The following is an 11958-nucleotide window of genomic DNA, read 5'->3' as shown; positions in this document are numbered from 1 at the left end:
GACGCAGATCAACGAAGACGTCATCCGCTACGTGACCATCCGCGTCGACGAGCACGAGGAAGGCCCTTCGGTCATGATGCGCAAGACCGACCGCGAGCGTACTCGCCGTCGCGAACGTGAAGGGAACTGATTTCCATGGCACGTGCATTCTTCCGCCGCCGCAAGTCCTGCCCGTTCTCGGGCAAGAACGCGCCGAAGATCGACTACAAGGACGTTCGTCTGCTCCAGGGCTTCATGTCCGAGCGTGGCAAGATCGTCCCCAGCCGCATCACCGCGGTTTCCGCAAAGAAGCAGCGTGAGCTGGGCCAGGCTATCAAGCGTGCCCGCCACATCGGCCTGCTTCCCTTCATCGTGAAGTAAGGGAGGGACCTACCCATGCAGATCATCCTCCTGGAACGCATCGAGAAGCTCGGCGCCATCGGCGACGTCGTCTCGGTCAAGGACGGTTACGCCCGTAACTACCTGCTTCCGAACAAGAAGGCCCTCCGCGCCAACGACGCGAACAAGAAGGTCTTCGAAGCCAACCGCGCCAAGATCGAAGCCGACAACGCTGAGCGTCGTTCGGCTGCCGAAGCCAACTCGGGCAACGTCGAAGGCAAGCAGATCGTCCTGATCCGCGCCTCGTCGAACTCGGGCCAGCTTTACGGTTCGGTCTCGGTCCGCGACATCGTCGACGGCCTGAACGCCGAAGGCGCGAACGTGTCGAAGCAGATGATCGTGCTCGAGCGCCCGATCAAGACGCTCGGCATCTTCGACGTCAAGGTTTCGCTGCACCCCGAAGTTGCGGTCAACGTCAAGGTGAACGTCGCCCGTTCGCCCGACGAAGCCGAACTGCAGTCGCAGGGCGTGGACGTGATGGCCGCGATGTTCGAACAGGACGTCTCGGGCTTCACCGAAGCCTACGACCCGAACGCCGAACCCGGCGAAATCGCGGTCGAGGAAACCGAGGAAGAGGGCGAGGCCCAGGCCTGAGCCTTTCCTTCGGTTACCGAGGAATAGCAAAGCCCTCGTTCCCCAGCGGAACGGGGGCTTTTCCTTTTGGCACAATGCTGGTTCGTGCCCATGGGGCTTCGACAAGCTCAGCCTGAGCGGTGTTGAGAGCAGGCTCTCAGAGCATCCGATGCCCCCTTCGTCATTGCGAGCGCAGCGAAGCAATCCAGGGCAATTCAGCGCCGCTCTGGATTGCTTCGCTGCGCTCGCAATGACGATCAATGAAAATCCAAATCCCGCTCAGGCTGAGCTTGTCGAAGCCCCCTCGGCCGGGCAGACCCGGAAAACCATGATCCACTCCGTCACCCCCGCCGACTACCGCACCGACGCATCTCTGCGCGGCGCGATGCTGGCGCTCAACAACGCCCACGCCGTCGCACTCTCCTTCGCCGACGAAGCGCGCATGGCGATGCTGGTGGAGGAGGCATTCCTCGCCGCGCGGATCGGAAGCCTGGACGCCCTACTCCTCGCCTTCGCGCCCGGGGCCGCATACGACAGCGCCAACTACCGCTGGTTCGAACGGCGCTATGCCAGTTTCGTCTACGTCGACCGCGTCGTCGTCGCCCCGGAAGCGCGCGGTCGGGGCCTGGCTCGCCAACTCTACGCCCGCCTCTTCGAAGCGGCCCGCGCCGCGGGCCACGAGCGCGTGGTCTGCGAGGTCAATTCCGATCCGCCCAACCCGGCTTCCGACGCCTTCCATGCCGCCCTCGGCTTCACGCCCATCGGCGAGGCGCTGCTGGAGAACGGCAAGACGGTGACGTATCTCTCGCTGGAGCTGTCGTCGTCCCGGACTTGATCCGGGACCGCTGGCGGTCTTTAGGCACGATCTTCCAGTGCGCGGAAAGCTGGGTTGTTCACGGCCAGCGGTCCCGGATCAAGTCCGGGACGACGCAAGGACACCGTCATCACCCTGCCCATATCGCCCCCTATTGCGCCGCAGCACGGAATGCGTAATAGATGGCCATGCAGAAGATGAAAGAAACCATCGCGGAATTGGTCCGCGTTTACGAAGCCGCCGTTTCCACTCTCAAGGCCGATATCGCCGCCTTCGTAGAGAACGGCACCCTCCCCCCAGCAGATCGCCGCGCGAACCGCCTCTGGACATATCCTGAGCTGCGGATCACGTATCGCGGCACCGAACTCAACGCCCGCGCCTCGCGCGCGTTCGGGCGGCTCGAGATGGCCGGCACATACGCCACTACCGTTACGCGCCCACATCTCTTCGCCTCCTACCTCGAGGAACAGCTCGCGCTGATCGAGGCCGAGTACGAAGTGGAATTCGAGGTAGCCGCCTCCACGCAGGAGATCCCCTTCCCCTACGTGCTCGAAGGCGTCTCGGTCGGCAGCGTCACGCCGCAGGAACTGGCGAGCCACTTCCCCAGCACCGAACTGGCGATGATCGGAGACGAGATCGCCGACGGCACCTTCCTCGCCGCCGAGGACGAACCGCACCCGCTGGCCCTGTTCGACGGCCTGCGCACCGACTTCTCCCTCGCGCGCCTGGCGCACTACACCGGCACAAGCCCGGACCACTGCCAGCGCTTCGTGCTGTTCACCAACTACCACCGCTATGTGGACGAGTTCGTGGACTGGGCGGGCACGCAAGTCGGCTCGGACGGCTATGTCGCGCTTTCGGGCGCCGGCGGCCTCTATCTCGACGCGCCGGTTGAGAACGCGCGCGCACGCCTGTCCGACACCGCATGGCGCCGCCACCAGATGCCCGCCTACCACCTCATTCGCAAGGACGGTTCGGGCATCACGCTGGTCAACATCGGTGTCGGCCCGTCCAACGCCAAGACCATCACCGATCACCTCGCGGTGCTGCGCCCCGAGGCGTGGCTGATGATCGGCCACTGCGGCGGCCTGCGCGAAAGCCAGCGCATCGGCGACTACGTGCTCGCCCATGCCTATCTGCGGGACGACCACGTGCTCGACCCGGTGCTGCCGCCCGAGATCCCGCTGCCCGCCATCGCCGAAGTGCAGCTGGCCCTGGCGCAGGCGGCCGAGGTCGTCAGCGGCGAAGGCGGCGCGAACCTCAAGAAGCGGATGCGCACCGGCACCATCGTCACCACCGACGATCGCAACTGGGAACTGCGCTACACCGAGTCCGCCAAGCGCTTCTCGCTGAGCCGCGCGATCGGCATCGACATGGAAAGCGCCACGATCAGCGCGCAGGGCTACCGCTTCCGCGTACCTTACGGGACGCTGCTGTGCGTCTCGGACAAGCCGCTGCACGGCGAACTCAAGCTGCCGGGCCAGGCCAACCGCTTCTATGAAGAGGCGATCGCCAGCCACCTCAAGATCGGCCTCATCACCTGCGACCTGCTGCGCGAACAGGGTGACCGCCTGCACTCGCGCAAGCTGCGCGCGTTCAACGAGCCGCCGTTCCGGTAGGAAACAGCCTACCGGGCCAGAACACGAAGCCGACCGTCGCGACCTGAGCGGCGGTCGGCTTTTTCGTTGCGCCTGCAGAAAAGCGGCGGACGGCTACTCTCCCTCGCGGGATATATTCGTGATACGCCGCTTAACACGCAGAGAGCCTGCAGAATTTCGCTACGCGCACTCGCGCGAATGTTCTGGTGGTTGGTAATTTTATGCCCGCGTTCCGAAACGACGATAGGCTCAAGCGCAATCTTATTCCCAATGTCATCGCAAGCCTTCCAAACGGCCACAGAACATTTACTTTCGCGAATAATCCTGCATTCAATATAGAAACTGAATTCGATTAACTTATTTTCAATGAAACATATGTGAAATGAATTTCAGGTATATTTCACGTTTATTTCCAATATTGAAATAGATGTGATCGATATACAACGCCATCAATTCATTATCCGCACATCGATGATTATATGATGACAGTCTGATCCTTACGGGAGCAGACGCACTCGCCTGCTTCCGGCGTCGAGGATTTCGCACCGCCGGAATCTGCGAAAGGAGCATCAATGACCCCCCACATGAAGCGTCTGCTTCTGGCCTCGACCCTGCTGATGGGCCTGCCCGCGGCAGCGCACGCGCAGGACGAAGCGCCCTCCGCCACGGACGCGGCCGATACCGGCGACGCGATCGTCGTCACCGGCTCGCGCCTGCGCAATGCCAACCTCGAGCAGGCCGCGCCGATCATGGCCGTGACCGCCGCCGAGATGAAGGCGACCGGACAGGTCAACGTCGAGAACGTTCTGAAGGAAATCCCGCAGCTGGTCCCCGACCAGACCGGCGCCTCGAACAATCCGGGTGACGGCGTCGCCACCGCAAACCTGCGCGGCCTCGGCGCCCAGCGCACGCTGGTACTGGTCAACGGCCGCCGCTACGTCTCGTACGACACCAACCAGATCGTCGACCTGAACACGATCCCGACCGCCCTGCTGGAGCGCGTCGACGTGGTGACCGGCGGCAAGTCGGCCGTCTACGGTTCGGACGCGGTCACCGGCGTCGTCAACTTCGTGACGAAGCAGGACTACGACGGTATCCAGGCCAACGCCAACTACCGTTTGACCGACGCGGGTGACGGCGCGCAGTACACGGGCGGCATTCTGGCGGGTAAGAACTTCGCGGACGGCCGCGGCAACATCACCGTCTACGGCGAGTACAGCCAGCGCAAGGCGATCACGCAGGCATCGCGCAGCTACACCAAGACGGCCATGACCGACGGCGACGATGGCACCCTCGTCGCGGGTGGCTCCTCGTCGATCCCGGCGACGCGCATGAATCTGGGCGGCACCAACTACAAGTTCGGGCAGGACGGCAGCTATTCGGCCTACGACAGCAGCACCGACGCTTACAACTACGCGACCGAGAACTACCTGCAGGTCCCGCAGAAGCGCGAACTCGTCTTCGCGCAGGCGCACTTCGACGTCAGCGACGCGCTGACCCTCTATGCCGAGGGCCAGTACGTCCACAACCGCGTCAAGAACCAGCTCGCGCCGACCCCGGTGACCGGCAGCTTCTCGATCGACAACGACAGCTCGTTCCTCTCGGCCGACAGCCAGGCGTTGCTGCAGGGCTACGACACCGACGGCGATGGCTACACCACCGCCAACATCTACCGCCGCCTGAGCGAGATCGGCGACCGCGTGCAGGTCACCGACAGCAAGGCGGTGCGCGGCCTGATCGGCGCGCGCGGCGACATCGGCCACGACTGGAGCTACGACGTCTACGCCAGCTTCTCGCGCACCCGGCGGACCGAGTACCAGTACGGCAACATCTCGCGCAGCCGTTTGCAGCAGGGCCTGCTGACGACCTATGACGCCAACGGCAACCTCGTCTGCACCGACACCAGCAACGGCTGCGTGCCCGTCAACATCTTCGGCGAGGGCAACATCAGCGACGCGGCGGTCGACTTCCTGTCGATCGACACCGTCAACCGCTCGACCATCACCGAGAAGGTCGTCAGCGGCGCGATCAGCAACAACAACCTGTTCGACCTCGGCGCAGGCCCGGCCGGTTTCGCGTTCGGCGCCGAGTACCGCTCCGAGCACGGCAGCTACAACCCGGACGAACTGCTGTCCTCCGGCGACGTCGTCGGCTTCAACGCCAGCGATGCCACGGCAGGCGGCTACAACGTCAAGGAACTGTTCGCCGAGATCGACGTGCCGCTGATCGCCGACAAGCCCTTCATCGAGCGCCTCGAATTCAACGGCGCGGCCCGCTACTCGTACTACTCGACGGCGGCCAAGTCGGTGGGCACCTTCTCGGCCGGGCTCGTCTACGCGCCGATCAAGGACATCAGCTTCCGTGGCCAGTTCTCCCGCGCGGTGCGTGCGCCGACGGTGAACGACCTCTACAGCGGCAGCTCGCAGAACTTCGAGACCGCGACCGACCCGTGCTCGACCCCGGACGCGACGAGCTACTCCAACCTTTACGCCGCCTGCGTCGCCTCGGGCGTCGCCGCTGCGGACGTGGGGAACGACCAGTACAACGCCGCCGCGACCCAGATCGAAAGCTACAACGGCGGCAACACCAAGCTGCGCGAGGAGACCGCGAACACCTACACCTTCGGTGTCGTGCTCCAGCCGCAGATGATCCCGGGCCTGTCGATCACGGCCGACTACTATCACATCAAGATCGACAACTTCATCACCGCCGTCGGCACCGCCAACCTGCTCACGGCCTGCTACGGCGACGCGGGCAACAACTACACGTCCTACGACAGCAGCACCTGTTCGCTGCTGCCGCGCGACAGCACCGGCACCATCGTCGGCGCCATCGACAACCTGAGCAACACCGGCGGCGTCAAGACCGACGGCATCGACTTCGACGCGCAGTACACCATCCCGCTGGCGTTCGGCCGCAACAACTCCAGCAAGCTGAACCTGCGCGTCGCGGGGTCTTACCTGATGAACTGGACGTTCCGCCCGATGGCCTCGCTGCCCGACCTCGTGGTCGACTGCGCGGGCAAGTTCGGCCTGAGCTGCAGCAACGTCTACGCCAAGTGGCGCCTCAACAGCCGCGCCACTTGGTCGACCGAGGACCTGAGCGTGTCGCTGGCATGGCGCCACCTCTCGGCAGTGGACGACGACACCGGCGGCTATGCGGTCGACCACATCCCGGCCTATAACTACTTCGACCTCAGCGCGAGCGTCGACGTGGCCAAGCGCTTCACCTGGAACATCGGCATGAACAACATGTTCAACAAGAAGCCGCCGGTCCTTGGTGACAACCAGGAGCAGTCGAACACCTATCCGTCGACCTACGACGTCTACGGTCGGACGTTCTTCACCGGCATCACCGTCGACTTCTGATCGAAGGCGCAGGGGCGATGCGAATCGCCCCTGTCCACCGGGAATGGATGCGTCCTTGCGGTACTCGCCGCAGGGGCGCTTCCGCTCGCCTGAATGAAATATTGATGAAATTGCAGGTTCAAGTTCGCCCCATAGCGTCCGGGGCATGCCAAAGCCCTCCCAGACTTCGACTTCAGGTACCGCCGGCACTGCCGGGATCAACCGCCTGATCGCCTCCGCCTTTCGCGTCCGCCTCGTCAGCGACGTGCCCGAAAGGCTGGCCCGATCCCCGCTGCCCTACCGGCCCAACGCCAAGCGGCGCGAGCGGATCACGACCATCCAGCGGCGCGGCGTGCTGTTCATCCATGTGCCCAAGAACGCGGGCACCTCGGTCTGCCACCAGCTCTACGGAACCCAGATCAAGCACGAAACCGTGCGCTACTACGCCAGCGTCGCCCCGCGCGTGCTCGACCTTCCGAGCTTCGCCATCCTGCGCGACCCGGTCTGCCGGTTCCTTTCGGCCTTCGCCTATGCCAGCAACGGCGGCACCCGCGATCGCAAGGTCGCCCGCCCCTTCAACGCGCGCTACCGCGCGTTCGAAACCGTGGACGACGCCATCGACCACCTCGCCACCGCGCGCAGCCCGTTCGACATCGACCACATCTTCCGCCCGCAGTCCTGGTATCTGACCGACGCCAGGGGCGACTGCCGCGTCGAAAACCTGATCCCCTACGAGGAGATCGACAGCCTCGGCGCCATCATGGGGCTGGACGAACTCGACGCCCTGCCCCGCCTCAACCGCAGCAATAAAGCCGCCGCGCCGATCCGGCTCAATCCCAGCCAGGAAGCCTTCATCGAGGACTTCTACGCCGGGGATTATGCCCTGTGGCGCGGCGCCATGCGGGTCACCAGCCTGAAGTCTCGCCCTTGTTCTGCGCGTCGAGCCACTTCTTGAGCGGCGCGAAGTAGTCCAGCATCGGCTTGGCGCTCATCTGCGGCGAGCCGGTGAACGTCTTGAGCGCCTCGGGCCAGGGCTTCGACATGCCCATCGCCAGCATCGCATTCAGGTTCTCGCCGACCTTCTTGTTGCCGTAGAAGCTGCAGCGGTGCAGCGGCCCCTTCCACCCGGCCTGCTTGCACGCCGCCTGATAGAACTGGAACTGCAGAATCCGCGCGAGGAAGTAGCGGGTGTAAGGCGTGTTGCCCGGAACGTGGAACTTCGCGCCCGCATCGAACCCGTCGTCCGAGCGCGCCGAGGGCGGGGTGATGCCCTGATAGTCGAGGCGCATCTTCGTCCACGCCTTGTTGTAGTCGGCGGGCTGGATCGAGCCGTCGAAGATGCCCCAGCGATAGCGGTCGATCATCAGGCCGAACGGCAGGAACGCGACTTTGTCCATCGCCTGACGCAGCAGCAGGCCGATGTCCTTGTCGGCGCCGGGGACCTTGCTCTTATCGAGCAGGCCGATCTGCACGAGGTACTGCGGCGTGATCGACAGCGCGATGAAGTCGCCGATCGCCTCGTGGAAGCCGTCGTTGGCGCCGTTCAGGTAGAGATATGGCTGCTTGTTGTAGGCGCGCTGGTAATAGTTGTGGCCCAGTTCGTGGTGGATCGTGACGAAATCCTCCGAATTGACCTTCGTGCACATCTTGATGCGGATGTCGTCCTTGTTGTCGACGTCCCATGCCGAGGCATGGCAGATCACCTCGCGGTCGGCGGGCTTGGTGATCATCGAGCGGGTCCAGAACGTGCCCGGCAGCGGATCGAAGCCCAGCGAGGAATAGAAGCCCTCGCCCGCCTTCACCATGTCGAGCGGCTTCTTGCCCTGCGCCTTCAGCAGATCACCGATATCATATCCGAGATCGCCCGCACCCTGCGGCGCGACGAGCGGGTAGACGTTGCCCCATTCCTGCGCCCACATGTTACCGAGCAGGTCGGCGCGGATCGGCCCCTTGCGCGGCTGCACCGCATCGCCGTACTTCTCGTTCAGCTTGCGGCGCACGTAAGTATGCAGCGCCAGATAGAGCGGCTTGGTCTCTTCCCACAGGCGCTGGGTTTCCGCCGCGAACTGCTCGGGCGTCATGTCGTAGCCCGAACGCCACATCGCACCGACGTCTGCATAGCCCAGTTCCTTCGCGCCCTGGTTGGCGATGCCGACCATCTGCGCGTAGTCCGCCTTCATCGGCGCGCCGACGTTGTCGTGCCAGCTGGTCCACATTTCGGCGAATTCGGCCGGGCTGTGCTGCAGGTTGCCCATCTCCGCCTCGATGTCCGAGCCGTTGATCGGCTTGCCGTCGAGCGTGCCCTTGCCCTTGCCATAGGCCGACGATAGCCGCGTGGTGATCTCGCTCAACTGCGCCGCCGCGCCGGGCGTGTTGGGCGCGGGCAGGACGATGCCCTGACGCAGGATGCCCAGCTTGCGCGACACGTCCGCATCGAGACCGGAAACCTTCGCGAACTTCGCCGCCTCGACTGCGTACTTCACCTGCTTCTCGGTGAGGTCGCCGTTGGACTTCGCCGCCAGCGCGTCGGTATCCTCGGTGATGTAGGTGTAATTGACCCAGTTCGCCTGATTGTTACCCAGCGAGAAGTCAAACAGGTCCTTCTCGGCATCGGCGACGAACTTCGCGGCACCCTCTGCCGTCTGCGGGTAATCCTCCGCATGGGCCGGGACGACGGCGAACGAAAGGCTTGCAGCCAATGCGGCAAGCGCGGTGGAGGCGAATTTCATGGGGGAACCTCTCTGAACCTTTGAATGGCCGCGAGACTAGTCGCCCCTCGCGCGGGATCAACCGCTGGCGAAGGAATATCCGCGGTCACGAGTGCAGCAATGCATCGCCACCAAGCGATCAAAGGAGTGGCCGGGCACACTGAAGCGAGGTTTTGCGACCATGCTGCGGGCTGCTTCCATCAAGCAAGGGGGACGCTCGCTCCACATGCCGATCCATGTCGTCTACGCCACGCCGGAAGGCCGCTCCCGCATGAAGCCCGTGACCATGGCGGGCGGCCTGTCCTACCTCGACCCGCCGCGCCCGGCACTTGGCTGGCGCACGGTGATATGGGAAGGCCTCGCCTTCACCGACATCTTCCACACCGCCAGGGACTTCGGCAGCCTCCAGACGATCCTTGAAGGCCGCCTCACCATTACCGTGACGGATGGAGACCTGCGCCGCGTGACCGGCGGCCCCGGCGACGCCTTCGTCTTCGTCGACACGACCGGTGACGGCCATGAGGCCTCCCGCCCGGACGACGCCACCTTGTGTGCGATCAACATCCGCTTCGCAGACGACTGGGCCGCACTCACCGAAACCTTCGACGGCTGGCCGGAAGAGGCCGTGCCTTTCGCCTGAAACATCCGCACCGTCATTGCGAGCGCAACGAAGCAACCCAGAGCCGCTCGGTGTTGCCCTGGATTGCTACGCTGTGCTCGCAATGACGATAGGCGCGGTCAGCCCAGAAACCCAGCGATCGCCCGGCCGAGATCCTTGAACGTCACCGACGACATGTGATTGCCCGGCACTTCGGCATAAGTGCCCTGCGGCAGTGCCGCCGCGAGGTCCTGCGCCGAGCCGTTGTCGCGATCGTCCGCGCCACACACGCACAGCGTCGGCATCGTCACTTGCGCGATGGCGTCGGGCGCGGTGTCGTCCACCGAGCCAAGCAGCAGGCGCGCGGCCACGCGGTCGATCTTCATCGACTTCATGAAAGCCTGCGCCACGAACGCCTTGTCGCCGCGCTCGATGGTCCCGAAGCGGTCGATGGCGTCGACGAAATGCGCGCTGCGCTTCGCCCAGCCCGACAGGCCCGTCAGCCCCATTCCGCCCAGCACCAGCCGCTGCGGCGCCAGCCCCGCCAGCACGCCGCGCACCGCCGTCCGCGCGCCAAGCGAAAAGCCGCCGAGGTCGTATTCCGAAAGGCCCAGCGAGCCGATCACCGCCTTGAGATCGCGCACCAGCACGTCGGACGGATAGGCATCCGCATCGTGCGGGGCGTCGCTCTGCCCGTGAGCGCGCAAGTCCGGCATGAACACCTCGAAGCCCGCATCGGCCAGGATCTTCGCATTGCCGAACTTGATCCAGTTCACCTCGGCGCTGGAGAACAGCCCGTGCAGCAGCACCAACGGCCGTCCGCCGGTATCGCCCATGGTGTGTAGGGCGAGCTTCGCCCCGCCGAAACCTTCGACGAAATCGGTCTTCACATCGCTCACAGGCAAACTCGCTTTCCGGTCATTCAGGCGGCTCGAGACCGGCGGCCTTCCATCGGTCCATGACGCCCGCATTCTCGGCGCTCGTCATGCCGGGCAAGTGCCGCACGTCGGTCCATGCCGTCAACATGCTTTCGGTCGCATAGTTCTGGCTCGGGCGGAACGGCGCGGGATCGTCGAAACTGCCGACGGTCAGGTCGATGTTGTCCCCGTCCAGAAATGCGAAGCCCAGCGGCGTGCCGCACTGCGAGCAGAACGGCCGATGCGCGATCGGCGATGAGGCGTACCAGTCCGGCTCCGTCTCCCACCGCACCGCGGACTGCGGCGCATTGACGAACGCGATCGACACCCCGCCGGTCGCCCGCTGGCACATGCGGCAATGGCACAAGTATGCCTTGTCGGGCTCAACCTCGGCGCGGTAGCGGATGCGGCCGCACTGGCAGCCGCCGGTCATTGCCCGCGTCATGACGCCGGCTCGGGCGCCAGCGGCCGGATATCGCCGCCAATGTGCCGCATGAAGTCGGCCTTGCCCAGCGGCACGCCCTTCATCCGCAGGATCGCGTAAGCCGTGGTCAGGTGGAAGTAGAGGTTGGGCAGGATCCAGTCGTCGAGATAGCGCTGCGCGGGCAGTTCGAGGTAAACGCCCATTCGCTCCAGCACGATCCGTTTGGCTTCGGGCGTGACGGCCGCGACTTCCGTAGCCAGCAGCGCGATCGTGTCTGCAAGCACCGCGCGGGCTTCTGCCCAGTCGACCACCGGCTGCACTTCGTTGGGCAGGTCCGCGCCCCGGCTCCAGGCGACGAACTGCAGCGGCTGCGTGCAGGTTCCCGCGACCTGCCAGGCCAGCGGATGCATGTCCCCGGCCAGCCGCGCCGCCGCCAGTTCGTCAAACGCGACACCCGCCTCTGCCGCCCATTCCTCGGCCTTGTCGAGCACCGCCGACAGCGTCTCCAGCCGCGCGGCCAGCAGTTCGAGGGCGTTCTTCGTCTCGGCGGCGTCCATGCAATCCTCCATCCCGGTATCAGGTGAAGGTTAGGTGGCTACCG

General features: G+C 64.7%; 11 protein-coding genes and 1 pseudogene. 8 read left to right on the top strand and 4 right to left on the bottom strand.

The window, feature by feature from the left end:
* From HWN72_RS31005 to HWN72_RS05240, 7 genes and pseudogenes are all read left to right on the top strand, one after another.
* Positions 1–130 (top strand): annotated as a pseudogene (locus HWN72_RS31005) (30S ribosomal protein S6); the annotation flags it as partial.
* Between the two features lie 5 nt (positions 131–135).
* Complete coding sequence (gene rpsR, locus HWN72_RS05265) at positions 136–360, top strand: 30S ribosomal protein S18 (protein ID WP_007686754.1); 225 nt, start codon at positions 136–138, stop codon at positions 358–360.
* A 15-nt stretch (positions 361–375) separates the two neighbouring features.
* On the top strand, positions 376–972 hold the full coding sequence (rplI, locus tag HWN72_RS05260; RefSeq protein WP_008832808.1) for a 50S ribosomal protein L9: 597 nt from the start codon (positions 376–378) through the stop codon (positions 970–972).
* Between the two features lie 229 nt (positions 973–1201).
* A complete protein-coding gene (locus HWN72_RS05255) occupies positions 1202–1786 on the top strand; it encodes a GNAT family N-acetyltransferase (RefSeq protein WP_248005827.1) in 585 nt (194 codons plus the stop codon).
* A 167-nt stretch (positions 1787–1953) separates the two neighbouring features.
* Positions 1954–3384 carry an AMP nucleosidase gene (locus HWN72_RS05250; RefSeq protein ID WP_036523308.1) on the top strand — a complete coding sequence of 477 codons (1431 nt, stop codon included), beginning with the start codon at positions 1954–1956 and terminating at the stop codon, positions 3382–3384.
* A 563-nt stretch (positions 3385–3947) separates the two neighbouring features.
* Positions 3948–6731, top strand: coding sequence for a TonB-dependent receptor (locus HWN72_RS05245; RefSeq protein WP_231958128.1), 2784 nt, complete (start codon positions 3948–3950; stop codon positions 6729–6731).
* Between the two features lie 145 nt (positions 6732–6876).
* Positions 6877–7665 (top strand): sulfotransferase, encoded by a 789-nt coding sequence (locus HWN72_RS05240; protein WP_036522615.1) that lies wholly within the window; start codon positions 6877–6879, stop codon positions 7663–7665.
* On the opposite strand, the gene HWN72_RS05235 is transcribed toward HWN72_RS05240, so the two are convergent.
* Positions 7616–9439, bottom strand: a complete 1824-nt coding sequence (locus tag HWN72_RS05235) for a M2 family metallopeptidase (RefSeq protein WP_069707538.1) — start codon at positions 9437–9439, stop codon at positions 7616–7618. The genes HWN72_RS05240 and HWN72_RS05235 overlap by 50 nt on opposite strands.
* Positions 9440–9599: 160 nt before the next feature.
* On the opposite strand from HWN72_RS05235, the gene HWN72_RS05230 reads away from it, so the two are divergent.
* A complete protein-coding gene (locus HWN72_RS05230) occupies positions 9600–10058 on the top strand; it encodes a hypothetical protein (protein WP_069707537.1) in 459 nt (152 codons plus the stop codon).
* A gap of 98 nt (positions 10059–10156) precedes the next feature.
* Here HWN72_RS05230 and HWN72_RS05225 read toward each other — a convergent pair whose 3' ends face one another.
* The 3 genes from HWN72_RS05225 to HWN72_RS05215 are packed head-to-tail and all read right to left on the bottom strand — an operon-like array spanning position 10157 to position 11914.
* Positions 10157–10915, bottom strand: a complete 759-nt coding sequence (locus HWN72_RS05225) for an alpha/beta fold hydrolase (protein ID WP_069707536.1) — start codon at positions 10913–10915, stop codon at positions 10157–10159.
* A 19-nt stretch (positions 10916–10934) separates the two neighbouring features.
* Positions 10935–11378 (bottom strand): GFA family protein, encoded by a 444-nt coding sequence (locus tag HWN72_RS05220; protein ID WP_069707535.1) that lies wholly within the window; start codon positions 11376–11378, stop codon positions 10935–10937.
* On the bottom strand, positions 11375–11914 hold the full coding sequence (locus HWN72_RS05215) for a DUF1993 family protein (protein ID WP_008830020.1): 540 nt from the start codon (positions 11912–11914) through the stop codon (positions 11375–11377). Before HWN72_RS05215 ends, HWN72_RS05220 begins: the two co-directional genes overlap by 4 nt.
* Positions 11915–11958: the final 44 nt, after the last annotated feature.

The organism is Novosphingobium sp. HR1a, from assembly GCF_015594425.1.
Taxonomy (GTDB): domain Bacteria; phylum Pseudomonadota; class Alphaproteobacteria; order Sphingomonadales; family Sphingomonadaceae; genus Novosphingobium; species Novosphingobium resinovorum_A.
Note: the sequence above shows the minus strand (reverse complement) of the source record. Positions and strands in the feature narration are given on the sequence as shown.